Genomic DNA, 24,383 nt, shown 5'->3' with positions numbered 1-24,383 from the left:
ACATTTTCAGTGGCTAGTATAGCGTAAGGTACTGTAAAGTCGCCAGAGGGTTAAAATTCAGACTGCTGATAAATGCAATACTGCCTGATGCGCTATGCCGATCAGGCCTACGCAGTCCTTGCAATATATTGAATTTGGACGATTTTGTAGGCCTGGTAAGTCGTTTAAGCCGCATCAGGCATAGACAAAGAGCACTTTATCAACAAACTACATTTGTACCCGTAACGCTATGCTTCCGGCGGCAGACAGACGCCAATTCCGCCAATTCCACAGTAACCATATGGGTTTTTATGCAGATATTGCTGGTGGTCATCTTCGGCATAATAAAACGGTGTGGCGTTAGCGATTTCCGTGGTGATGTGACGATCGTCATCGGCGGCAAGCATCGCCGCCTGAAAACGTTCCAGACTGGCGCGAGCTGCGGCATCCTGTTCTGGGGTCAGCGGATAAATCGCTGAACGATACTGCGTGCCGTGGTCATTGCCCTGACGCATTCCCTGGGCGGGATCGTGATTCTCCCAAAATACCTGTAGCAACTGCTCATAGCTGATGACGGAAGGATCGTAAACAATGCGTACCGCTTCGGCATGACCCGTATCACCGGAGCACACTTCCCGATAAGTCGGATTTGGCGTATAGCCGCCGGTATAGCCTGCGGCGGTGCTGTAAACGCCGGGTAACTGCCAGAACAGACGCTCCACACCCCAGAAACAACCCATCGCAAAAATGGCAATCTCCATTCCGTCAGGTACATTGGTCATTGAGTGACCGTTGACCGCATGCAGCGTGGCTACGGGCATCGGGGTGTTACGTCCAGGCAGGGCATCGGCGGGGGAAACCAGATGCTTTTTATCAAATAAACTCATGGTGTCGCTCTCCCGAAAATCGGTCATTGGGGTTAAGGTTGTAACAAGAGGCGTATTTGCACACAATAACCACCGTGAATAGGTCTAAAGTAAAACATAAGAAATATTTGGGGTTTAGTCTGCTTTTTAATCCATATTACTGGATTTTTGTTAAGCCGTTTAACGGCGTTCCAGGGGTAGGAAAAAAGGATATTCAGGAGAAAATGTGCGCTATATCCGACAGTTATGCTGTGTAAGCTTACTCTGCTTAAGCGGATCTGCCGTCGCCGCGAACGTCCGTCTACAGGTCGAGGGGTTATCGGGACAGCTGGAAAAGAACGTTCGTGCGCAGCTTTCTACGATTGAAAGTGATGAAGTGACGCCAGACCGTCGCTTTCGCGCACGCGTCGATGATGCCATCCGTGAAGGTCTGAAAGCGCTGGGTTATTACCAGCCGACCATTGAATTTGATCTCCGTCCACCGCCAAAGAAAGGGCGGCAGGTATTGATCGCCAAAGTCACGCCAGGTGTACCGGTGTTAATTGGCGGCACCGATGTGGTATTGCGCGGCGGCGCGCGGACCGATAAAGACTATTTGAAATTGCTCGATACTCGCCCGGCTATTGGTACGGTACTGAACCAGGGCGATTATGAAAATTTCAAAAAGTCCTTAACCAGTATTGCGTTGCGTAAAGGTTATTTCGATAGCGAATTTACCAAAGCGCAGCTGGGCATTGCGCTCGGCCTGCATAAAGCCTTCTGGGATATTGATTATAACAGTGGCGAACGTTACCGCTTTGGGCATGTGACCTTTGAAGGATCACAAATCCGCGATGAATACCTGCAAAATCTGGTGCCGTTTAAAGAGGGCGATGAGTATGAATCGAAAGATCTGGCGGAACTGAACCGCCGACTTTCTGCTACCGGCTGGTTTAATTCGGTGGTAGTGGCACCGCAATTTGATAAAGCGCGCGAAACGAAAGTATTACCATTGACGGGCGTGGTTTCGCCGCGAACAGAAAACACCATCGAAACCGGGGTCGGTTACTCTACGGACGTGGGACCGCGCGTGAAAGCGACGTGGAAAAAGCCGTGGATGAACTCTTATGGTCACAGTCTGACCACCAGTACCAGTATTTCCGCGCCGGAACAGATCCTCGACTTCAGCTATAAAATGCCGCTGCTGAAGAATCCACTGGAACAATATTATTTGGTGCAGGGCGGTTTTAAGCGCACTGACCTGAACGATACCGAATCTGACTCCACTACGCTGGTGGCTTCTCGCTACTGGGATCTCTCCAGCGACTGGCAGCGTGCCATTAACCTGCGCTGGAGCCTCGACCACTTTACCCAGGGTGAAATTACCAACACCACGATGCTGTTTTATCCTGGGGTGATGATTAGCCGCACGCGTTCTCGTGGTGGCCTGATGCCAACCTGGGGCGACTCGCAACGCTACTCTATCGACTACTCCAACACGGCCTGGGGTTCAGATGTCGATTTCTCCGTTTTCCAGGCGCAGAACGTCTGGATCCGCACACTGTACGATCGCCATCGTTTTGTGACACGCGGCACGCTGGGCTGGATTGAAACCGGTGATTTCGACAAAGTACCGCCGGATCTGCGTTTCTTCGCCGGAGGCGATCGTAGTATTCGCGGCTACAAATATAAATCTATCGCCCCGAAATACGCCAACGGTGACCTGAAAGGGGCCTCGAAGCTGATAACCGGATCGCTGGAATACCAGTACAACGTGACCGGAAAATGGTGGGGCGCGGTGTTTGTCGATAGTGGCGAAGCGGTAAGCGATATTCGCCGCAGCGACTTTAAAACCGGTACCGGGGGCGGCGTACGCTGGGAATCGCCGGTCGGGCCAATCAAACTCGATTTTGCCGTACCGGTCGCGGATAAAGACGAACACGGGTTACAGTTTTACATCGGTCTGGGGCCAGAATTATGAGTTTATGGAAAAAAATCAGCCTCGGCGTGGTTATCGTTATCTTACTGTTGCTGGGATCGGTGGCGTTTCTGGTGGGCACCACCAGCGGCCTGCATCTTGTATTTAAAGCGGCGGATCGCTGGGTGCCAGGACTGGATATTGGCAACGTCACCGGCGGCTGGCGCGATCTCACCTTGTCTGACGTTCGTTATGAGCAGCCAGGCGTGGCGGTAAAAGCGGGTAATCTGCATCTGGCGGTCGGTCTTGAGTGCCTGTGGAACAGTAGCGTTTGTATTAATGACCTGGCGCTGAAAGACATTCAGGTCAACATCGACAGTAAAAAAATGCCTCCTTCTGAACAGGTTGAAGAAGAGGAAGATAGCGGTCCGCTGGATCTCTCCACGCCGTATCCCATCACCCTGACACGGGTGGCGCTGGATAACGTCAACATCAAGATTGATGACACCACGGTGTCGGTGATGGACTTCACCTCCGGCCTGAACTGGCAGGAGAAAACCCTGACCCTGAAACCGACGTCGCTGAAAGGCCTGCTGATTGCTCTGCCGAAAGTGGCGGAAGTGGCGCAGGAAGAGGTCGTCGAACCGAAGATTGAAAATCCGCAGCCGGATGAAAAGCCGCTCGGCGAAACGCTGAAAGATCTCTTTTCTCGCCCGGTATTGCCGGAAATGACCGACGTGCATTTGCCGCTTAACCTGAACATTGAAGAGTTTAAGGGCGAGCAGCTGCGCGTGACGGGCGACACGGACATCACCGTGCGCACCATGCTGCTGAAAGTGAGCAGCATTGACGGCAATACTAAACTGGACGCCCTGGATATCGATTCCAACCAGGGGATCGTCAACGCCAGCGGCACGGCGCAGCTGTCAGACAACTGGCCGGTGGATATCATCCTCAACAGCACACTGAACGTGGAGCCGTTGAAAGGTGAAAAGGTGAAGCTGAAAGTGGGCGGCGCGCTGCGCGAACAGCTGGAGATAGGCGTTAACCTTTCCGGTCCGGTGGATATGGATTTACGCGCCCAGACGCGACTGGCGGAAGCCGGATTGCCACTCAACGTGGAAGTGAACAGCAAACAGCTTTACTGGCCGTTCACTGGTGAGAAGCAGTATCAGGCGGATGATCTGAAACTGAAACTTACCGGCAAAATGACCGATTACACGCTCTCTATGCGTACGGCAGTGAAGGGACAGGAGATCCCGCCAGCCACCATTACCCTTGATGCCAAAGGTAATGAACAGCAGGTCAATCTCGACAAACTCACCGTCGCGGCGCTGGAAGGGAAAACTGAACTCAAGGCGTTGCTCGACTGGCAGCAGGCCATTAGTTGGCGCGGTGAGCTAACGCTTAATGGCATTAACACCGCCAAAGAGTTCCCGGAGTGGCCGTCGAAACTCAATGGCTTGATTAAAACCCGCGGTAGCCTGTACGGCGGCACCTGGCAGATGGAGGTGCCAGAACTGAAGCTGACCGGTAACGTCAAACAGAACAAAGTGAACGTTGACGGCACGCTGAAAGGCAACAGTTATATGCAGTGGATGATCCCTGGGCTTCATCTGGAACTCGGGCCAAACAGTGCCGAAGTGAAAGGCGAGCTGGGGGTAAAAGATCTCAATCTTGATGCCACCATCAACGCGCCGGGGCTGGATAACGCGCTGCCGGGGCTTGGCGGTACAGCGAAAGGGCTGGTGAAAGTACGCGGCACGGTGGAAGCGCCACAACTACTGGCAGATATCACCGCGCGCGGCCTGCGCTGGCAGGAACTTTCCGTGGCGCAGGTTCGCGTGGAAGGCGACATTAAATCCACCGATCAGATCGCCGGGAAACTCGACGTACGCGTTGAGCAAATTTCGCAGCCGGATGTAAATATCAACCTCGTCACCCTGAATGCCAAAGGCAGCGAAAAGCAGCACGAGCTACAGTTGCGGATTCAGGGCGAGCCTGTCTCCGGGCAGCTTAATCTGGCAGGAAGTTTTGATCGCAAAGAAGAACGCTGGAAGGGAACTCTTAGCAATACCCGTTTCCAGACGCCGGTCGGCCCGTGGTCGCTGACCCGCGATATTGCGCTGGATTACCGCAATAAGGAGCAAAAAATCAGCATCGGGCCACACTGCTGGCTTAACCCGAATGCGGAACTGTGCGTGCCGCAAACTATCGATGCGGGGGCCGAAGGGCGTGCGGTGGTGAATCTCAACCGCTTCGACCTCGCCATGCTGAAACCGTTTATGCCAGAAACCACTCAGGCCAGCGGTATCTTCACGGGTAAAGCGGATGTTGCCTGGGACACCACGAAAGAGGGGCTGCCGCAGGGCAGTATCACCCTTTCGGGGCGTAACGTGCAGGTAACGCAAACCGTCAACGATGCGGCGCTGCCGGTGGCGTTTCAGACACTGAATCTGACGGCGGAATTGCGTAACAACCGTGCCGAATTGGGCTGGACCATCCGCCTGACCAATAACGGCCAGTTTGATGGACAGGTGCAGGTGACCGATCCGCAAGGCCGCCGTAATCTTGGTGGCAACGTCAATATCCGTAACTTCAACCTTGCGATGATAAACCCCATCTTTACCCGTGGGGAAAAAGCAGCGGGGATGGTGAGTGCCAACTTGCGTCTGGGTGGTGATGTGCAAAGCCCGCAGTTGTTTGGTCAGCTTCAGGTTACGGGTGTGGATATCGACGGCAACTTTATGCCGTTTGATATGCAGCCGAGCCAGCTTGCGGTCAACTTTAACGGTATGCGCTCGACGCTTGCCGGTACAGTACGGACCCAGCAGGGTGAAATCTACCTGAACGGTGATGCCGACTGGAGCCAAATTGAAAACTGGCGGGCACGAGTAACGGCGAAAGGCAGTAAAGTGCGGATCACCGTGCCGCCGATGGTACGAATGGATGTATCGCCAGATGTTGTATTCGAGGCTACACCAAACCTGTTTACCCTCGATGGTCGCGTGGATGTCCCGTGGGCGCGCATCGTGGTGCACGATCTGCCGGAAAGCGCAGTAGGCGTCTCCAGCGATGTGGTGATGCTTAACGATAACCTGCAACCGGAAGAGCCGAAAACGGCGTCGATTCCGATTAACAGTAACCTGATTGTCCACGTTGGCAACAATGTGCGCATTGACGCCTTTGGCCTGAAAGCGCGGCTGACGGGCGATCTTAACGTCGTACAGGACAAACAAGGGCTGGGCCTGAACGGGCAGATCAACATCCCTGAAGGGCGCTTCCATGCCTATGGTCAGGATCTGATTGTGCGTAAGGGTGAGTTACTGTTCTCTGGTCCGCCGGATCAACCGTATCTTAATATTGAAGCTATTCGTAACCCGGATGCTACAGAAGACGACGTAATTGCCGGAGTTCGCGTCACTGGTCTGGCGGACGAACCGAAAGCGGAGATCTTCTCTGACCCGGCGATGTCGCAACAAGCTGCATTGTCTTATTTGCTACGTGGACAAGGGCTGGAGAGCGATCAGAGCGACAGTGCGGCAATGACCTCGATGCTGATTGGTCTGGGGGTTGCGCAAAGTGGCCAGATTGTGGGTAAAATCGGCGAGACGTTTGGCGTAAGCAATTTAGCGCTCGACACCCAGGGAGTAGGCGACTCCTCCCAGGTAGTGGTCAGCGGCTATGTATTGCCAGGTCTGCAAGTGAAATACGGCGTGGGTATATTTGACTCTATAGCAACACTCACGTTACGTTATCGCCTGATGCCTAAGCTATATCTGGAAGCCGTGTCTGGTGTAGACCAGGCACTGGATTTGCTCTATCAGTTCGAGTTTTAGCAATGCGAATATTTGTCTACGGCAGTTTACGCCACAAACAAGGCAACAGTCACTGGATGACCAATGCCCAGTTACTGGGCGATTTCAGTATCGATAACTACCAGTTGTATAGCCTGGGCCACTATCCAGGCGCAGTTCCGGGGAACGGAACGGTACACGGTGAAGTTTATCGTATTGACAACGCCACGCTGGCCGAACTTGATGCCTTGCGCACCAGGGGCGGTGAATACGCGCGCCAGTTGATTCAGACGCCGTACGGGAGTGCATGGATGTACGTTTATCAACGACCCGTCGATGGATTAAAGCTAATTGAAAGCGGCGACTGGTTAGACAGGGATAAGTAATAATAAAAGCACGCCACCTTCGGGTGGCGTTGTTTTATGCGATGTATCTCGCGATTTTTTTTTGTAACTTTTCCATCTTTTGCTTTTCTCTCCGAGCCGCTTTCCATATCTGCAATCGCATAAAAAACTCTGCTGGCGTTCACAAATGTGCAGGGGTAAAACGGGGGCACGCTTTGAACGGTGAGTATGAGTGAGGTCGGCTAACTTCCAGCAAGTGGCTATGAACAGCAAAATGGTGGTCGGGTTTGCTTGTTCTTACCGTTCAAGCCTTGCAACCGCTGAGAATAATGATGGTGGAATAGAGAGTTTATTTATCGCGGGCATAAAAAACCCTTACTAACCGAAGCCCGGCGTTCAGGGTTATTGCGCTAGAAGAACTTATTTATTCTTTGCGCGCTCGAAGGAAGCAACGATTTCAGCTTTAGCGGCTTCTGCGTTTTCCCAACCTTCAACTTTCACCCACTTGCCTTTTTCGAGGTCTTTGTAGTGCTCGAAGAAGTGAGCGATTTGCGCTTTCAGCAGTTCAGGCAGATCGTTTACGTCTTTAATGTGATCGTATTCTTTGCTCAGCTTGCTGTGCGGAACCGCAACCAGTTTCGCATCTTCACCGGCTTCGTCGGTCATTTTCAGAACGCCAACCGGACGGCAACGGATCACAGAACCAGGCTGCAGCGGGTACGGAGTCGGGACCAGTACGTCAACCGGGTCACCGTCCAGAGACAGGGTGTGGTTGATGTAACCGTAGTTGCACGGATAGAACATCGCGGTGGACATGAAGCGGTCAACGAACAGTGCGCCGCTCTCTTTGTCGATTTCGTATTTGATCGGATCTGCGTTAGCCGGGATCTCAATAACAACGTAGATGTCTTCCGGCAGATCTTTACCCGCAGGGACGTTGAGTAAGCTCATGTCTGTTTCCTTTAAAAATATGTGGCAAACAAGTGCCGAGTATTATAGCCAACTCGCGCCGAATGTCTTTGCTTGTTTTCGTCTTCATTTTCCTTTTTCGCCAGTTTTAAGACGGTATACAGAGCAGGAAAATCCATAACCGTAGCCGCATTTTTCATAGTGAGATGAAAGCGATTACAAACTTGTGATTAACGTTTTATTTACTTTTTTGAAGTGTGATGTAACGCAATCCGTTACATAACGAATTGTCTATAGTTTTTTCGCGAACATCTTTTCACCAATAATAATTACCCCGACGAGGACAACCCTATGTGGAAACGCTTACTTGTAGTCTCTGCAGTCTCGGCAGCCATGTCGTCTATGGCGTTGGCAGCTCCATTAACCGGAGGATTTTCGCAGGTCGGATCGGAATCCGGCTGGCGCGCCGCAGAAACCAATGTGGCGAAAAGTGAGGCCGAAAAACGCGGAATTACGTTGAAAATTGCCGATGGTCAGCAAAAGCAGGAAAACCAGATTAAAGCGGTACGTTCCTTCGTTGCACAAGGGGTGGATGCGATCTTTATCGCTCCAGTGGTTGCGACGGGTTGGGAACCGGTATTAAAAGAGGCGAAAGATGCCGAAATCCCGGTCTTCTTGCTCGACCGTTCCATCGATGTGAAAGACAAATCTCTCTATATGACCACCGTTACTGCCGACAACATCCTCGAAGGTAAGTTGATCGGTGACTGGCTGGTAAAAGAAGTGAATGGCAAACCATGCAACGTGGTGGAGCTGCAGGGCACCGTTGGGGCCAGCGTCGCCATTGACCGTAAGAAAGGCTTTGCCGAAGCCATTAAGAATGCGCCAAATATCAAAATTATCCGCTCGCAGTCAGGTGACTTCACCCGCAGTAAAGGCAAAGAAGTCATGGAGAGCTTTATCAAAGCGGAAAACAACGGCAAAAACATCTGCATGGTTTACGCCCATAACGACGACATGGTGATTGGTGCAATTCAGGCAATTAAAGAAGCGGGCCTGAAACCGGGCAAAGATATCCTCACGGGTTCCATTGACGGTGTACCGGACATCTACAAAGCGATGATGGATGGCGAAGCGAACGCCAGTGTTGAACTGACGCCGAACATGGCGGGACCCGCTTTCGATGCGCTGGAGAAATACAAAAAAGACGGCACCATGCCTGAAAAGCTGACGTTAACCAAATCCACCCTTTACCTGCCTGATACCGCAAAAGAAGAGTTAGAGAAGAAGAAAAATATGGGGTATTGAGGGTTGCTATGCCTGATGCCGATTCGTAGGCCGGATAAGGCGCTCGCGCCGCATCCGGCGATGGTGCACTGAAGCCTGATGCGACGCTTACCGCGTCTTATCATGCCTACTGGGAGCACGCTTTACACCGGGGGAAACCATGACGACCGACCAACACCAGGAGATCCTCCGCACCGAAGGATTAAGTAAATTTTTCCCCGGCGTCAAAGCGTTAGACAACGTTGATTTCAGCCTGCGCCGTGGCGAAATCATGGCGCTGCTTGGTGAAAACGGGGCGGGAAAATCAACGCTAATCAAAGCATTAACTGGTGTATACCACGCCGATCGCGGCACCATCTGGCTGGAAGGCCAGGCTATCTCACCGAAAAATACCGCCCATGCACAACAACTCGGTATTGGCACCGTCTATCAGGAAGTCAACCTGCTACCCAATATGTCGGTTGCTGATAATCTATTCATAGGTCGCGAACCCAAACGTTTCGGCCTTCTACGCCGTAAAGAGATGGAAAAGCGCGCCACCGAACTGATGGCATCTTACGGTTTCTTCCTCGACGTGCGCGAACCGCTTAACCGCTTTTCAGTCGCGATGCAGCAAATCGTCGCCATTTGCCGGGCTATCGATCTCTCCGCCAAAGTGCTGATCCTCGATGAACCCACCGCCAGCCTCGACACCCAGGAAGTGGAGCTATTATTTGGCCTGATGCGTCAGTTGCGCGATCGCGGCGTCAGCCTGATCTTTGTCACTCACTTTCTCGATCAGGTCTATCAGGTCAGCGATCGGATCACTGTCTTACGCAACGGCAGTTTCGTAGGCTGTCGGGAAACGCGCGAGCTACCGCAGATCGAACTGGTAAAAATGATGCTGGGGCGCGAGCTGGATACCCACGTGCTACAGCGTGCCGGGCGAACATTGTTGAGCGACAAACCCGTTGCCGCGTTCAAAAATTACGGCAAAAAAGGAACGATAGCACCGTTTGATCTCGAAGTGCGCCCCGGCGAGATCGTCGGTCTGGCTGGCTTGCTGGGATCCGGACGTACCGAAACCGCCGAAGTGATCTTCGGTATCAAACCTGCTGACAGCGGCACGGCGTTGATCAAAGGCAAACCGCAAACCCTGCGATCGCCACATCAGGCTTCAGTACTGGGCATCGGATTCTGCCCGGAAGACAGGAAAACCGATGGCATCATCGCCGCCGCCTCGGTGCGGGAAAATATCATCCTCGCTCTCCAGGCCCAGCGCGGCTGGCTACGACCCATTTCCCGCAAAGAGCAGCAAGAGATTGCCGAACGCTTTATCCGCCAGCTTGGCATTCGCACACCTTCAACTGAACAACCGATTGAATTTCTCTCCGGTGGCAATCAGCAAAAAGTGCTGCTTTCACGTTGGCTACTGACCCGACCGCAATTTCTGATCCTTGATGAGCCAACCCGTGGCATTGATGTTGGTGCCCACGCCGAGATCATCCGCCTGATTGAAACGCTGTGTGCTGACGGTCTGGCGCTGCTGGTGATCTCCTCCGAACTGGAAGAGCTGGTGGGCTATGCCGACCGGGTGATCATCATGCGCGATCGCAAACAGGTGGCGGAGATCCCGCTGGCACAGCTTTCCGTTCCGGCGATCATGAACGCCATTGCGGCGTAAGGAGAACAGTGTGATGCCTCAATCTCTCCCTGACACTACGCCGCCAAAAAGGCGTTTTCACTGGCCGACGGGGATGCCGCAGCTGGCGGCACTGTTGCTGGTGCTGCTGGTCGATAGCCTGGTAGCCCCGCATTTCTGGCAGGTGGTGCTTCAGGATGGGCGTTTGTTCGGTAGCCCTATCGACATTCTTAACCGTGCAGCTCCCGTTGCGTTACTGGCGATTGGTATGACGCTGGTGATCGCCACCGGTGGTATCGATCTCTCTGTGGGGGCGGTGATGGCTATCGCCGGAGCCACAACGGCTGCGATGACGGTCGCGGGATTCAGCCTGCCGATTGTTTTGTTAAGCGCCCTGGGCACCGGCATCCTAGCGGGATTGTGGAACGGCATACTGGTAGCGATCCTCAAAATTCAGCCGTTTGTCGCCACCCTGATCCTGATGGTCGCCGGGCGCGGCGTGGCGCAACTGATCACCGCCGGGCAGATCGTCACGTTTAACTCGCCGGATCTCTCATGGTTTGGCAGCGGATCGCTGTTGTTCCTGCCAACGCCGGTCATTATCGCGGTGCTGACGCTTCTCCTGTTCTGGCTGTTGACCCGCAAAACGGCGCTGGGGATGTTTATCGAAGCCGTTGGTATCAACATTCGGGCGGCAAAAAATGCCGGAGTCAACACACGAATCATCGTCATGCTCACCTACGTGTTGAGCGGGCTATGTGCGGCGATTGCGGGCATTATCGTGGCGGCGGATATTCGCGGTGCCGATGCCAACAACGCCGGATTATGGCTGGAGCTGGATGCCATTCTCGCGGTGGTGATTGGCGGTGGATCGCTGATGGGCGGTCGCTTTAACCTGCTGCTTTCGGGAGTTGGGGCGCTGATTATTCAGGGAATGAATACCGGAATTTTGCTTTCGGGCTTTCCGCCAGAGATGAACCAGGTGGTGAAAGCGGTGGTGGTGCTTTGTGTGCTGATTGTTCAGTCGCAACGCTTTATCAGTCTGATTAAAGGAGTGCGTAGCCGTGATAAAACGTAACTTGCCGCTTATGATCACCATCGGCGTCTTTGTGCTGGGCTATCTCTACTGCCTGACGCAGTTTCCTGGTTTTGCTTCCACAAGAGTGATCTGCAATATCCTGACCGATAACGCCTTTCTTGGGATCATTGCCGTTGGCATGACCTTTGTGATCCTCTCCGGTGGGATCGATCTCTCCGTCGGTTCGGTGATCGCCTTTACCGGCGTGTTTCTGGCAAAAGTGATTGGCGATTTCGGCCTCTCGCCGCTGCTGGCGTTTCCGCTGGTGCTGGTGATGGGCTGTGCCTTCGGCGCATTTATGGGGCTTCTGATCGACGCCCTGAAGATCCCGGCGTTCATCATTACGCTTGCGGGGATGTTCTTTTTGCGCGGCGTCAGCTATCTCGTTTCGGAAGAGTCGATTCCGATAAACCATCCCATTTATGACACGCTCTCAAGCCTTGCGTGGAAAATCCCTGGCGGCGGTCGCTTAAGTGCGATGGGACTGCTGATGTTGGCGGTGGTGGTTATCGGCATATTCCTCGCGCATCGTACCCGTTTTGGTAATCAGGTATACGCCATTGGCGGCAACGCAACGTCGGCGAATCTGATGGGGATTTCCACTCGCAGCACCACTATTCGCATTTATATGCTCTCCACCGGACTGGCAACGCTGGCGGGGATTGTCTTCTCGATTTATACCCAGGCCGGATATGCGCTGGCGGGCGTAGGTGTGGAGCTGGATGCTATCGCCTCAGTGGTAATTGGCGGTACGCTTTTGAGCGGTGGCGTTGGAACGGTATTAGGGACGCTTTTTGGCGTGGCGATTCAGGGACTGATTCAGACTTACATAAACTTTGATGGCACGCTGAGTTCCTGGTGGACGAAAATCGCCATCGGTATTTTGTTGTTTATTTTTATAGCATTACAGCGTGGATTAACGGTGCTGTGGGAGAATCGTCAGAGTTCGCCAGTGACAAGAGTCAACATTGCGCAGCAATAAAAACGCCTCTCCGTGTGGAGAGGCGCAGGAGATTACGCGTCCGGGAACTCACGGATAAAGCGTTCGACATCTTCAACCATATGGTCGTTGCCGACAAAGAACGAACGGCGCTGGTGCAGGGTTTCCGGGATGATATCCAGAATACGCTCTTTGCCATCGCTCGCTTTACCGCCCGCTTGTTCCGCCAGGAATGCCATCGGGTTGCACTCATAAAGCAAACGCAGTTTGCCGTCCGGGTGGCTGGCGGTGCTTGGGTAGAGATAAATACCGCCTTTCAGCAGGTTACGGTGGAAATCCGCAACCAGTGAACCGATATAACGCGAGGTATACGGGCGATTGGTGGATTTATCTTCTTCCTGGCAGAATTTAATGTACTTCTTCACCCCGTTCGGAAACTTAATGTAGTTTCCTTCGTTGATGGAGTAGGTTTTGCCTTTCTCCGGGAAGCGCATCCGTTCCTGGCACAGGCAGAAAACGCCCAGCGAAGGATCGTAAGTAAAGGCGTGAACACCGCATCCGGTGGTGTAAACCAGCATGGTAGAGGAGCCGTATACCACGTAACCTGCCGCAACCTGTTTGTTACCAGGCTGGAGGAAATCTTCTTCCGTTACCGGCGTGCCAACAGGCGTAACGCGGCGGTAGATGGAGAAAATGGTACCGACAGAGACGTTAACATCGATGTTGGACGAGCCATCCAGGGGGTCCATCAGCACCACGTATTTTGCGTATTCACAGCCTTCAAAGACGACAATCTCATCTTCTTCTTCAGAGGCAATCCCCGCAACGATATCGCGTGCTTTCAGTGCGGCTTTCAGTTTTTCATTAGCGAACAAGTCGAGTTTTTGCTGAACCTCGCCCTGCGCGTTCTCAGCACCGCTGGCACCCAGGATATCAACCAGTCCTGCTTTGTTGATATCGCGATGGATAATCTTGGCGCCCAGTTTTATTGCCGACAGCAAAGCAGTGAGCTCACCGGTAGCATGAGAAAACTCGTGCTGCTTTTCGACAATAAATTCACCTAACGTTTTCATAAAACTTTCCCTGCAATGTTTATGGAGTAAAGCGACCGCAACAATCTTAACAAATAATCTCAATGTTGCGCTCAGGTGAATCGCGCCAGCAAATTGCGGATTATCCTGAAATGCGTTTCTCACTTGCCCGACATATGCGTAAAATGAGCGGCAGATTAAAAAAGGATAGTGACGTATGCGCATTCATATTTTAGGAATTTGTGGCACATTTATGGGCGGTCTGGCGATGCTGGCGCGCCAGTTAGGCCATGAAGTAACGGGTTCGGACGCCAATGTGTATCCGCCGATGAGCACCTTACTTGAGAAGCAAGGCATTGAGCTGATTCAGGGTTACGATGCCAGCCAGCTCGAGCCGCAGCCGGATCTGGTGATTATTGGCAACGCCATGACCCGTGGAAATCCGTGTGTGGAAGCGGTACTGGAAAAAAACATCCCTTATATGTCAGGTCCACAGTGGCTGCACGATTTTGTGCTGCGCGACCGCTGGGTGCTGGCCGTTGCCGGTACACACGGCAAAACCACCACCGCGGGAATGGCGACCTGGATTCTGGAACAGTGTGGTTACAAACCGGGATTTGTGATCGGCGGTGTGCCGGGGAACTTTGAGGTTTCGGCGCGTCTGGGCGAAAGCGACTTCTTTGTTATCGAAGCGGATGAGTACGACTGCGCCTTCTTCGACAAACGCTCTAAATTTGTCCATTACTGCCCGCGTACGCTGATCCTCAACAACCTTGAGTTCGATCACGCCGATATCTTTGACGACCTGAAAGCGATCCAGAAACAGTTCCACCATCTGGTGCGTATCGTTCCGGGGCAGGGCCGTATTATCTGGCCGGAAAATGACATCAACCTGAAACAGACCATGGCGATGGGCTGCTGGAGCGAGCAGGAGCTGGTGGGTGAGCAGGGTCACTGGCAGGCGAAAAAGCTGACCACCGATGCTTCCGAATGGGAAGTTTTGCTGGATGGCGAAAAAGTGGGCGAAGTGAAATGGTCGCTGGTAGGCGAACATAATATGCACAATGGCCTGATGGCGATTGCAGCGGCTCGCCATGTTGGTGTAGCGTCGGCAGATGCCGCTAACGCGCTGGGTTCGTTTATTAATGCTCGTCGCCGTCTGGAGTTGCGTGGTGAAGCGAATGGCGTCACGGTATATGACGATTTTGCCCATCACCCGACGGCGATTCTGGCAACGCTGGCGGCGCTGCGTGGCAAAGTTGGTGGTACGGCGCGCATTATTGCTGTGCTGGAACCGCGCTCGAATACCATGAAAATGGGGATCTGCAAAGACGATCTGGCACCTTCATTAGGTCGTGCCGATGAAGTCTTCCTGCTGCAACCGGCGCATATTCCGTGGCAGGTGGCAGAAGTGGCAGAAGCCTGCGTTCAGCCTGCACACTGGAGTGGCGATGTGGATACGCTGGCAGATATGGTGGTGAAAACCGCTCAGCCTGGCGACCATATTCTGGTGATGAGCAACGGCGGTTTTGGTGGGATCCATCAGAAACTGCTGGATGGTCTGGCGAAGAAGGCGGAAGCTGCGCAGTAATTCGGCTTCAGCCTGATATAGCATTGCCGGATAAGGCGTTTACGCCGCATCCGGCAAACCATACTCACATCAACAACGAAAATTACCCTTCATTCTCCGCCAGTTCGCGCAGATACTGGAAAATCTGGCGTGCGGATTTCGGCGGCTTATTCCCTTCTTTCTCTTTCTTCGCGTTGCGGATCAGTGTACGCAGTTGCTGACGATCGGCATCGGGCCACAGATTCAATACTTCAGCGATGGCGTCATCACCTTGATCGATCAGACGATCGCGCAGGTTTTCCAGTTTATGGAACAGCACCACCTGCTGGTTGTGACGGTTTTTCAGCTTATCCAGCGCCTGACGAATAGGCTCTACGTCGCGCTGGCGCAGCATCTTACCGATGAGCTGCAACTGGCGGCGGCGACCTTCCATCTTAATACGCTGGGCGAGCTCAATAGCCGCGCGCAGATCCGCATCTAACGGGATCTTATCCAGCGCGTTTTTCCCCAGATCAACAATTTCCGCGCCAAGGCGTTTTAGCTCCTCGGCATCACGTTTAATTTCACTTTTACTGACCCAGATAATTTCATCGTCTTCGTCTTCGATGTCATCACCGGGAACGTCGTCGAGCCAGTCTTCGGGCTGCTTAGTCATCTCAGGCTCCTTAAAAAAAGAGGCTAATGTTACCAGTTAAGATGCGCACTGAAAAACGGTTCTCTGTTAGACTTCAGAGAAACTCTCTACATTATGGCACTTGCAATGAAAGTAATCTCTCAAGTTGAAGCGCAGCGCAAGATTCTGGAAGAAGCAGTTTCCACTGCGCTGGAGTTGGCCTCAGGCAAATCGGACGGTGCGGAAGTTGCCGTCAGCAAGACCACCGGCATTAGCGTAAGCACGCGTTATGGTGAAGTGGAGAATGTTGAATTCAATAGCGATGGCGCGCTGGGGATCACTGTTTATCACCAGAACCGCAAAGGTAGCGCATCATCCACCGATTTAAGCCCGCAGGCCATTGCCCGTACTGTACAGGCGGCGCTGGATATTGCCCGTTATACCTCGCCAGATCCCTGTGCCGGCCTGGCAGACAAAGAGCTGCTGGCCTTTGACGCACCAGATCTCGACTTGTTCCACCCTGCGGAAGTTTCCCCGGATGAAGCCATTGAACTGGCGGCCCGCGCAGAACAGGCAGCATTACAGGCGGATAAACGTATCACCAATACCGAAGGTGGCAGCTTTAACAGCCACTACGGTGTCAAAGTTTTTGGCAACAGCCACGGCATGTTGCAGGGTTACTGCTCAACGCGTCATTCGCTCTCCAGCTGTGTAATTGCCGAAGAAAATGGCGATATGGAGCGTGATTACGCCTACACCATTGGGCGCGCGATGAGCGATCTGCAAACGCCAGAGTGGGTTGGGGCCGACTGTGCTCGCCGTACTTTATCGCGCCTGTTACCGCGTAAACTCTCCACCATGAAAGCGCCAGTCATTTTTGCCAATGAAGTGGCAACTGGGCTTTTTGGGCATCTGGTGGGGGCGATAGCGGGTGGATCGGTTTATCGTAAATCTACCTTCCTGCTGGATTCGCTGGGTAAACAAATTCTGCCGGACTGGCTGACCATTGAAGAGCATCCGCATCTGCTGAAAGGGCTGGCGTCGACGCCATTCGACAGCGAAGGTGTGCGCACCGAGCGTCGCGATATTATTAAAGATGGCATCCTGACTCAGTGGCTGCTGACCAGCTATTCGGCGCGAAAACTTGGGCTGAAAAGCACCGGACATGCGGGCGGTATTCACAACTGGCGGATTGCCGGACAAGGGCTAAGCTTCGAACAAATGCTCAAAGAGATGGGCACCGGGCTGGTGGTGACGGAGCTGATGGGCCAGGGCGTGAGTGCCATTACCGGTGATTATTCCCGTGGTGCTGCGGGCTTCTGGGTAGAGAATGGCGAAATTCAGTATCCGGTGAGCGAAATCACCATCGCAGGTAATTTAAAAGATATGTGGCGCAATATTGTCACCGTCGGTAACGATATTGAAACACGCAGTAATATACAGTGTGGTTCTGTGCTGTTGCCGGAGATGAAAATCGCCGGACAGTAAAAAAACTGGCGCGACCTGCCGCGCTATAAACTAAAAAATTACACAAAATCATTCGCACTGCATCGAGACGGAAAGTGAATGAGAGCCGGGGAGCGTACTCGTAGTACGTGACCCGGTCGAATGAGCGTAGCTGTCGATGAGGCAGTGTGAAGGATGAAGTGTAAATAAAAAAGGAAGTGAGCAATGCGTAAAAGCCTGTTAGCTATTCTTGCAGTCTCCTCGTTGGTATTCAGTTCGGCGTCGTTTGCCGCTGATCTTGAAGACAATATGGAAACCCTCAACGACAATTTAAAAGTGGTCGAAAAAGCCGATAACGCGACGCAAGTCAAAGACGCGTTAACGAAGATGCGCGCCGCAGCGCTGGATGCGCAAAAAGCAACGCCGCCGAAGCTCGAAGATAAATCACCGGACAGCCCGGAAATGAAAGATTTCCGCCACGGTTTCGACATTCTGGTCGGTCAGATTGACGACGCGCTGAAGCTGGCAAATGAAGGTAAAGTAAAAGAAGCGCAGGCTGCTGCAGAGCAACTGAAAACGACCCGCAACGCCTATCACCAGAAGTATCGTTAATTCCTCATTTCCCTGTTGCCTGCACTCAGGTAACAGGGAACTTATCATCGCAAATGATGCACCACCTGATTGCTGCTGCCGCGCCAGATCAGGGAAGGGTCTTTTAAATCCTGCACAAATTTGCCGTCGACCAGCACGTTAATCAAATCAACAACCTGCATTTGCGCAGCGTTGAGTTCGTCGAGTTTATAGCCTGTCCACACCCAGATGTCTTTACCCGGACACTCGGCGCGGATGCGTTTTACCAGTTTCAGAATATCCGGCACGTTTTGCGGATGCAGCGGATCGCCGCCGGAGAGGGAAATCCCCTGGCGTTTGATACGAGTGTCATTCAGATCTTTAATGATCTTGTCTTCCATTGCTTTGGTAAATGGCTGACCAGAATTTACCCGCCATGTGCTTTTGTTATAGCAACCGGGGCATTCATGAACACACCCGGAGACAAACAGGGTGCAGCGAGTGCCGGGGCCGTTGACGATGTCGACAGGATAGTACTGATGATAATTCATTATTTCGCCTGGCTTATCAGTCCGCGTGTAGGCTGCATCCGGTAATCAATGCCTGATGCGACGCTGTCGCGTCTTATCAGGCCTACAGCCGTTGCCAAATGTAGGCCGGATAAGGCGTTTACGCCGCATCCGGCATTTGCTTAACGCAGAGTGAAGATTAACCTATCTGCCCATTCCCCAAATGTTTAACGCGGCGCTTAACTTCTTCCTGCTTACCGGCGTTAAACGGACGCGCATCCGGGCTACCTAAATATCCGCACACGCGGCGAGTTACCGACACACGGGAGGCGTCATGGTTACCACATTTCGGGCAAGTGAAGCCTTTGCTGGTGCACTCGAACTCACCGGTAAAGCCACACTCGTAGCACTCATCAATCGGTGTATTGGTGCCGTAATACGGTACATGCTGATAGCTGTAATCCCAGACATCTTCCAGCGCTTTCAGGTTGTGCTGAATGTTTGGATACTCGCCGTAGCAAATGAAACCACCGTTCGCCAGCGGCGGGTAAGGCGCTTCAAAGTCGATCTTGTCGTACGGGTTCACCTTCTTCTCCACATCAAGGTGGAAACTGTTGGTGTAGTAACCTTTATCGGTCACGCCCGGCACCACGCCAAACTCAGCAGTATCGAGACGGCAGAAGCGGTCGCACAGGTTTTCACTCGGCGTGCTGTAGAGACTGAAACCATAACCCGTTTCTTCTTTCCACTGATCCACTGCCTGACGCAGACGTTCAACAATGGCGATACCTTTCGCGCGAAGCTGCTCGTTGTCGTAAACATGCTCGCCGCCGAACAGCGCGTTAATGGTTTCGTGGATGCCGATGTAACCCAGCGAAATAGACGCACGACCGTTTTTGAAGATTTCAGAAACATCATCGTCAGCATTCAGACGTACGCCACAAGCACCTTCCATATAGAGGATCGGGGCGACGCGCGCTTTCACGCCTTCGAGACGAGCGATACGGGTCATCAGTGCCTTACGTGCCAGCACCAGACGTTCATCCAGCAGCTTCCAGAAGGTGGCTTCATCGCCTTTTGCTTCCAGAGCAATACGCGGCAGGTTCAGGCTGATCACGCCGAGGTTGTTACGACCATCGTGGATCTGCTCGCCGTTTTCATTTTCCCACACGCCGAGGAAGCTGCGGCAGCCCATCGGGGTTTTAAACGAACCGGTGACTTTCACTACCTGATCGTAGTTCAGGATATCCGGATACATGCGCTTGCTTGCGCACTCCAGCGCCAGCTGTTTGATGTCGTAGTTCGGATCGCCTTTTTTATGGTTCAGGCCATCGCGAATCGCAAACACCAGTTTCGGGAACACCGCAGTTTTACGGTTTTTACCGAGGCCTGCGATACGGTTACGCAGGATCGATTCCTGAATCAGGCGCGATTCCCTGCTGGTGCCCAGACCAAAACCAAAGGTTACAAACGGCGTCTGACCGTTGGCGGTGTGCAGGGTGTTTACTTCGTACTCCAGCGACTGGAAGGCATCGTAGCACTCTTTGATGGTACGAGAGTTAGCGTAGCCTTCGGCGTCCGGGATGTTCCACTCTTCTGCGGTCTTGCGATGTTTGTTGTAGCTGGCGGTAACAAACGGCGCCAGCACTTCATCGATACGGTTAATGGTGGTGCCGCCATAAATATGGCTGGCGACCTGAGCAATAATCTGCGCAGTTACCGCGGTTGCCGTAGAGATCGACTTCGGCGGTTCAATCTCGGCGTTCCCCATTTTAAAGCCCTGGGTCAGCATGCCTTTCAGGTCGATCAACATGCAGTTGAACATCGGGAAGAACGGCGAGTAATCGAGATCGTGATAGTGAATATCGCCACGCTCATGTGCCTGCACCACGTCACGCGGCAGCAGGTGCTGGCGTGCATAGTGTTTAGCCACGATCCCGGCCAGCAGGTCGCGCTGGGTTGGAATCACCTTGCTGTCTTTGTTGGCGTTTTCGTTGAGTAACGAGGCGTTGGTCTGCTCGACCAGACCACGGATCTCTTGGTTCAGGCGACCGCGTTTTTCACGTTCAATGTCGCGATCGTGACGGTACTCGATGTAAGCACGAGCCAGTTGTTTGTATGGACCCGACATCAGCTGGTTTTCAACTGCGGTCTGGATCTCGTTGATATCCACCTGGTTGCGGCCCTGCATCTGCTCGCTGACAACCGCGGCAACAGTGGCGCAATAATCGGCATCATCGACTTCCGCTGCTTTAGCTGCACGCAGAATCGCTTCTTTGATGCGCTCTGATTTAAACGGCACTTTGCAGCCGTCTCGTTTCATCACATGCGGTGTCATGATCGCTCCATATTTTTAAGAACAGGTTATCCACAGAAATTGGGAAAGGCGTTTTCCGGTTTTTTCGTTTCGTTTTCCGGTGCTTTCCGCAATCGCCATCCGCTTATCCACAACGCCGCACCTTTTTCGTGGGGAGCTGTAGTAGCAATTATAGTCGATTAATACAACATATTGGGTTGGGACGCATTTTAAAGTCTATATATAGTGCTTTGCATCAAGGATGTTTTAACTTTTTTTGATGTAGCTCAAAGTAAAAAGCAGAGCGTACGGATGACGGGCGCTACAGCGTTATGTAAATTTTTTAATGAATTTGCTGGTTGAAAAATCAACAAAAACAACATGCTGACAGACAAAACCCCGGAATGACCGGCATTACCGGGGCTTAGGGAAGATTTACTTCTGTAACCACCAGACAGCCTCAAAAGGCCGTAAATTCATGGCACAGGGTTGTGGTGAGGCTTCTTCGTAGTTATGCATCACAAGCTGCCAGTTGCCGCGCATTTGCCCTGGCTGCCAGGGTTGGATCTCACGGCTAAGGTTGGCAATGACCAGCAAGGTTTGCCCCTTCCATTCACGGCGATAGCACCACAATACAGGGCTGTTTGGCAGCAGATCCTGGTAATTGCCCCATGTCAGGATGGCTTCTTGCTTACGCAGTGCGATTAACTTTTGGTAGGTGTAAAACACCGAGGAGTCATCGGCCAGCGCGGCTTCTACGTTGATTTGTTGATAGTTATCGCCCAGGCCAATCCACGGTTCGCCAGCCGTAAACCCGGCATTATCGCCGTTGCTCCATTGCATGGGCGTGCGGCTGTTGTCACGGGATTTACTGGCGAGGATTGCCAATAACTCGTCGGCATCACGACCATCGTTGCGCAGCTCGGCAAACATATTGAGGCTCTCCACGTCGCGATAGTCAGTAATGCGCGTGAAATGCGGGTTGGTCATGCCAATCTCTTCGCCCTGGTAGATATACGGCGTTCCCTGCATGCCATGCAGCACCATCGCCAGCATTTTTGCCGCAGGCACGCGGTATTCACCTTCATCACCAAAGCGAGAAACAATGCGCGGCTGATCGTGGTTACACCAGAACAAGGCATTCCATGCCACGTTGTGCATTCCTTGTTGCCAGTGGCGGAACAATGTTTTCAACGCCACAAAGTCAGGTTTAGCCAGCGTCCATTTTTCACCACCGGGATAATCGACCTTCAGGTGATGAAAATTAAAGGTCATCGACAATTCACTGCCTGTCAGTGCCGCGTATCGCTGGCAATGCTCAAGGCTGGTGGAGGACATTTCACCTACGGTCATTAACCCGCGTGGCGTAAACACATCGCGGTTCATCTCGTGCAAAAACTCGTGTGCTCGTGGCCCGTCGGTGTAGAAGCGACGCCCGTCGCCATCCAGGTCTTCAGGGAAACGCGGGTCTTTGGAGATCAGATTCACCACATCCAGGCGCAACCCGTCGACCCCACGATCGGCCCAGAATTCACAGACTTTTTTCAGCTCTGCGCGTACCGCTGGATTCTCCCAGTTGAGATCCGCCTGTTCTGGTGCAAAGAGATGCAAATAGTACTGTTCGCTTTCCGCATGCCAGCGCCACGCACTACCGCCAAATTTTGAACGCCAGTTGTTCGGTGGCGTTTCTGGTTCGCCATCGCGCCAGATATAAAACTGGCGGTAAGGGCTTTCTTTGTTCAGCGCCTCGCGAAACCAGGCATGTTGGGTAGAGGTATGGTTAAACACCATATCGAGAATGATACGAATCCCGCGCGATTTTGCCTGCGTCACCAGTTCGTCAAAATCGTCCAGCGTGCCGTAGGTGGGATCAATCGCCGTATAGTTCGCTACATCGTAACCGTTATCGACCTGGGGAGAGACATAAAAGGGGGTTAGCCAGATGGCATCAACGCCCAGTTTATGCAGATAGTCCAGGCGTTGGATAACGCCACGTAAATCGCCGGTGCCGCTACCCGTGGTGTCCTGAAAACTCTTTGGATAAATCTGGTAGATAACGCCGTTTTGCCACCAGTGGGGAAGATTAGTCATTACGTTATTCCTGCAAATGCGAGGGGGCGCAATTGCGCCCCGAAGAAAATTAAACAATGTCCAGCGTGCCCAAGCGGTATTTCCGCTGATAGATAAACGAGGTGAGTACAATCGGGATGATGATGGCGATAGCCATTGCCAGCGCAAATACCTGCCAGTAGCTCGGTTGAATCGAGAGAATTCCCGGCAGGCCCCCTACGCCGATACCATTCGCCATAACGCCGTTCAGGCCGCATAGCAATCCTGCCAGACCAGAACCAATCATCGCGCACAGCATCGGGAAGCGATATTTCAGGTTGATGCCGTACATTGCAGGCTCAGTGACCCCAAGCCAGGCGGAGATAGCGGCAGGCACGGAGATCTCGCGTTCATTGTGCTTGCGGCTGGAAATGATAATGCCTATCACGGCGGAGCCCTGAGCGATATTCGACAGCGCAATCAGCGGCCACACTGGCGTGCCACCCATGCTTTGAATCATCTGCAAATCAATAGCAAGGGTGGTCTGGTGTACGCCGGTGATCACCAGCGGCGCGTACAGGAAGCCAAACAATGCCGCACCAATCGGAGCAAAGCTGCCGGTCATCAGGTGACGTACCGCAAAGGCAACGCCATCGCCAATCATGCGACCAAACGGACCAATCAGCGCATGGGCGAGGAACACCGCGAGGATCAGCGAACAGACGGGCACCACCACCAGATAGAGGTAATCCGGTACGATGCGTTTAAGGCGAGTTTCAATAACGCCCAGCGCCAGCCCGGCTAACAGTGCCGGGATCACCTGCGCCTGATAGCCCACTTTGGCGATGCTGAACATGCCAAAGTCCCACACTTCCGGCAGCTGCTGCCCGAGCAGATAAGCGTTCATCAGCTGGGGGGAAACCAGTGTCACGCCAAGCACGATACCAAGGATCGGCGTGCCGCCCATTTTTTTCACCGCTGACCAGCAAATCCCGACCGGCAGGTAGAAGAAAATCGCTTCACCGATCAACCACAGAAAATCGTAGATCGTTTGCAGGGAAGGGTACATTTGCGCCAGCGTCTGACCGTTGCTCATGGGCAAATCGCCGATCACATTGCGAAAACCGAGGATCAAACCGCCGCTAATCAACGCGGGCAGCAACGGGAAGAAGATCTCCGCGAAATGAGAGATCAACTGCTCATGCCATTTCATATTCTGCCGGGCGGCTTTTTTTACCTGCTCTTTATCAACCTGCGCCTGTCCGGTTGACGCTATTAGTGCTTGATAGTAATCACCCACGTTGGTGCCAATCACCACCTGAAATTGCCCGGCATTGGTGAAACAGCCTTTCACCATGGGGAGTTGCTCAATTTCTTTCGGTCTGGCATTGGCCGGTTGGTTGAGGACAAAGCGCAGGCGAGTAATACAGTGGCTCACCGTCGCAATATTGCCGCGCCCGCCGACCAGTTCAATCAACCGATCGATATCCGTTTGGTTTATTTTGCTCATCATAAAGCCCCATGGCAGATGACATTTTTGGTTGGCTGCAGAATATATTGCGCGGAAAAATTTAAAAACGG

General features: G+C 52.9%; 18 protein-coding genes. 10 read left to right on the top strand and 8 right to left on the bottom strand.

Going from position 1 to position 24,383, the window contains the following annotated elements; all coding sequences use genetic code 11:
* Window positions 1–227 precede the first annotated feature (227 nt).
* Window positions 228–866 carry a peptide-methionine (S)-S-oxide reductase MsrA gene (gene msrA, locus C1P89_RS16475; protein ID WP_001295196.1) on the bottom strand — a complete coding sequence of 213 codons (639 nt, stop codon included), beginning with the start codon at window positions 864–866 and terminating at the stop codon, window positions 228–230.
* A gap of 205 nt (window positions 867–1,071) precedes the next feature.
* On the opposite strand from msrA, the gene tamA reads away from it, so the two are divergent.
* Genes tamA through C1P89_RS16460 form a run of 3 tightly spaced genes read left to right on the top strand, consistent with a single transcriptional unit; the run spans window position 1,072 to window position 6,925 of the window.
* Window positions 1,072–2,805, top strand: coding sequence for an autotransporter assembly complex protein TamA (tamA, locus tag C1P89_RS16470; protein WP_001269310.1), 1,734 nt, complete (start codon window positions 1,072–1,074; stop codon window positions 2,803–2,805).
* Entirely contained in the window at window positions 2,802–6,581 is a 3,780-nt protein-coding gene (gene tamB, locus C1P89_RS16465) for an autotransporter assembly complex protein TamB (protein ID WP_000060967.1), read from the top strand. The genes tamA and tamB overlap by 4 nt, the downstream gene beginning before the upstream one ends.
* A gap of 2 nt (window positions 6,582–6,583) precedes the next feature.
* Entirely contained in the window at window positions 6,584–6,925 is a 342-nt protein-coding gene (locus C1P89_RS16460) for a gamma-glutamylcyclotransferase family protein (protein ID WP_001219160.1), read from the top strand.
* Between the two features lie 378 nt (window positions 6,926–7,303).
* Here the strand turns inward: C1P89_RS16460 and ppa are convergent, their stop codons facing one another.
* Window positions 7,304–7,834, bottom strand: a complete 531-nt coding sequence (gene ppa, locus C1P89_RS16455) for an inorganic diphosphatase (protein ID WP_000055075.1) — start codon at window positions 7,832–7,834, stop codon at window positions 7,304–7,306.
* A 309-nt stretch (window positions 7,835–8,143) separates the two neighbouring features.
* Between ppa and ytfQ the strand changes: the two genes are divergently transcribed.
* From ytfQ to yjfF, 4 genes are all read left to right on the top strand, one after another.
* Complete coding sequence (ytfQ, locus tag C1P89_RS16450) at window positions 8,144–9,100, top strand: galactofuranose ABC transporter substrate-binding protein YtfQ (protein WP_000265916.1); 957 nt, start codon at window positions 8,144–8,146, stop codon at window positions 9,098–9,100.
* A 139-nt stretch (window positions 9,101–9,239) separates the two neighbouring features.
* Window positions 9,240–10,742, top strand: a complete 1,503-nt coding sequence (ytfR, locus tag C1P89_RS16445; RefSeq protein ID WP_000205801.1) for a galactofuranose ABC transporter, ATP-binding protein YtfR — start codon at window positions 9,240–9,242, stop codon at window positions 10,740–10,742.
* Window positions 10,743–10,755: 13 nt separating this feature from the next.
* Complete coding sequence (ytfT, locus tag C1P89_RS16440) at window positions 10,756–11,778, top strand: galactofuranose ABC transporter, ATP-binding protein YtfT (RefSeq protein WP_005144303.1); 1,023 nt, start codon at window positions 10,756–10,758, stop codon at window positions 11,776–11,778.
* The gene (gene yjfF / locus C1P89_RS16435; protein ID WP_000596014.1) at window positions 11,765–12,760 is read left to right on the top strand and encodes a galactofuranose ABC transporter, permease protein YjfF; all 996 of its coding nucleotides are present in this window, start codon (window positions 11,765–11,767) and stop codon (window positions 12,758–12,760) included. Before ytfT ends, yjfF begins: the two co-directional genes overlap by 14 nt.
* Window positions 12,761–12,792: 32 nt before the next feature.
* On the opposite strand, the gene fbp is transcribed toward yjfF, so the two are convergent.
* Window positions 12,793–13,791: a class 1 fructose-bisphosphatase gene (fbp, locus tag C1P89_RS16430; protein ID WP_000853748.1), complete on the bottom strand. Its 999-nt coding sequence runs from the start codon at window positions 13,789–13,791 to the stop codon at window positions 12,793–12,795.
* Between the two features lie 175 nt (window positions 13,792–13,966).
* Between fbp and mpl the strand changes: the two genes are divergently transcribed.
* Entirely contained in the window at window positions 13,967–15,340 is a 1,374-nt protein-coding gene (gene mpl, locus C1P89_RS16425) for a UDP-N-acetylmuramate:L-alanyl-gamma-D-glutamyl-meso-diaminopimelate ligase (protein ID WP_001219818.1), read from the top strand.
* An 82-nt stretch (window positions 15,341–15,422) separates the two neighbouring features.
* On the opposite strand, the gene yjgA is transcribed toward mpl, so the two are convergent.
* The gene (yjgA, locus tag C1P89_RS16420; protein WP_000166270.1) at window positions 15,423–15,974 is read right to left on the bottom strand and encodes a ribosome biogenesis factor YjgA; all 552 of its coding nucleotides are present in this window, start codon (window positions 15,972–15,974) and stop codon (window positions 15,423–15,425) included.
* 93 nt (window positions 15,975–16,067) lie between these two features.
* Here yjgA and pmbA point away from each other — a divergent pair, with 93 nt between their 5' ends.
* Window positions 16,068–17,420 (top strand): metalloprotease PmbA, encoded by a 1,353-nt coding sequence (pmbA, locus tag C1P89_RS16415; RefSeq protein ID WP_001162161.1) that lies wholly within the window; start codon window positions 16,068–16,070, stop codon window positions 17,418–17,420.
* Between the two features lie 183 nt (window positions 17,421–17,603).
* A complete protein-coding gene (gene cybC / locus C1P89_RS16410; protein WP_001232251.1) occupies window positions 17,604–17,990 on the top strand; it encodes a cytochrome b562 in 387 nt (128 codons plus the stop codon).
* A 44-nt stretch (window positions 17,991–18,034) separates the two neighbouring features.
* Here the strand turns inward: cybC and nrdG are convergent, their stop codons facing one another.
* The 4 genes from nrdG to treB form a co-directional block, all read right to left on the bottom strand.
* A complete protein-coding gene (gene nrdG, locus C1P89_RS16405; RefSeq protein ID WP_001106222.1) occupies window positions 18,035–18,499 on the bottom strand; it encodes an anaerobic ribonucleoside-triphosphate reductase-activating protein in 465 nt (154 codons plus the stop codon).
* Between the two features lie 157 nt (window positions 18,500–18,656).
* The gene (gene nrdD, locus C1P89_RS16400) at window positions 18,657–20,795 is read right to left on the bottom strand and encodes an anaerobic ribonucleoside-triphosphate reductase (RefSeq protein WP_000187773.1); all 2,139 of its coding nucleotides are present in this window, start codon (window positions 20,793–20,795) and stop codon (window positions 18,657–18,659) included.
* Window positions 20,796–21,188: 393 nt separating this feature from the next.
* Window positions 21,189–22,844 carry an alpha,alpha-phosphotrehalase gene (gene treC / locus C1P89_RS16395; protein WP_001344094.1) on the bottom strand — a complete coding sequence of 552 codons (1,656 nt, stop codon included), beginning with the start codon at window positions 22,842–22,844 and terminating at the stop codon, window positions 21,189–21,191.
* Between the two features lie 49 nt (window positions 22,845–22,893).
* Entirely contained in the window at window positions 22,894–24,315 is a 1,422-nt protein-coding gene (gene treB, locus C1P89_RS16390) for a PTS trehalose transporter subunit IIBC (protein ID WP_001299664.1), read from the bottom strand.
* Window positions 24,316–24,383: the final 68 nt, after the last annotated feature.

Source organism: Shigella sonnei, assembly GCF_002950395.1.
GTDB lineage: Bacteria > Pseudomonadota > Gammaproteobacteria > Enterobacterales > Enterobacteriaceae > ECMA0423.
Note: the sequence above shows the minus strand (reverse complement) of the source record. Positions and strands in the feature narration are given on the sequence as shown.

What these genes read in the sequence shown, in the direction of transcription:
- msrA (WP_001295196.1), bottom strand. Translation starts at nt 866, where the DNA reads ATGAGTTTATTTGATAAAAAGCATCTGGTTTCCCCCGCCGATGCCCTG.
- tamB (WP_000060967.1), top strand. Translation starts at nt 2,802, where the DNA reads ATGAGTTTATGGAAAAAAATCAGCCTCGGCGTGGTTATCGTTATCTTA.
- C1P89_RS16460 (WP_001219160.1), top strand. Translation starts at nt 6,584, where the DNA reads ATGCGAATATTTGTCTACGGCAGTTTACGCCACAAACAAGGCAACAGT.
- ppa (WP_000055075.1), bottom strand. Translation starts at nt 7,834, where the DNA reads ATGAGCTTACTCAACGTCCCTGCGGGTAAAGATCTGCCGGAAGACATC.
- ytfQ (WP_000265916.1), top strand. Translation starts at nt 8,144, where the DNA reads ATGTGGAAACGCTTACTTGTAGTCTCTGCAGTCTCGGCAGCCATGTCG.
- ytfR (WP_000205801.1), top strand. Translation starts at nt 9,240, where the DNA reads ATGACGACCGACCAACACCAGGAGATCCTCCGCACCGAAGGATTAAGT.
- ytfT (WP_005144303.1), top strand. Translation starts at nt 10,756, where the DNA reads ATGCCTCAATCTCTCCCTGACACTACGCCGCCAAAAAGGCGTTTTCAC.
- fbp (WP_000853748.1), bottom strand. Translation starts at nt 13,791, where the DNA reads ATGAAAACGTTAGGTGAATTTATTGTCGAAAAGCAGCACGAGTTTTCT.
- mpl (WP_001219818.1), top strand. Translation starts at nt 13,967, where the DNA reads ATGCGCATTCATATTTTAGGAATTTGTGGCACATTTATGGGCGGTCTG.
- yjgA (WP_000166270.1), bottom strand. Translation starts at nt 15,974, where the DNA reads ATGACTAAGCAGCCCGAAGACTGGCTCGACGACGTTCCCGGTGATGAC.
- pmbA (WP_001162161.1), top strand. Translation starts at nt 16,068, where the DNA reads ATGGCACTTGCAATGAAAGTAATCTCTCAAGTTGAAGCGCAGCGCAAG.
- cybC (WP_001232251.1), top strand. Translation starts at nt 17,604, where the DNA reads ATGCGTAAAAGCCTGTTAGCTATTCTTGCAGTCTCCTCGTTGGTATTC.
- nrdG (WP_001106222.1), bottom strand. Translation starts at nt 18,499, where the DNA reads ATGAATTATCATCAGTACTATCCTGTCGACATCGTCAACGGCCCCGGC.
- nrdD (WP_000187773.1), bottom strand. Translation starts at nt 20,795, where the DNA reads ATGACACCGCATGTGATGAAACGAGACGGCTGCAAAGTGCCGTTTAAA.
- treC (WP_001344094.1), bottom strand. Translation starts at nt 22,844, where the DNA reads ATGACTAATCTTCCCCACTGGTGGCAAAACGGCGTTATCTACCAGATT.
- treB (WP_001299664.1), bottom strand. Translation starts at nt 24,315, where the DNA reads ATGATGAGCAAAATAAACCAAACGGATATCGATCGGTTGATTGAACTG.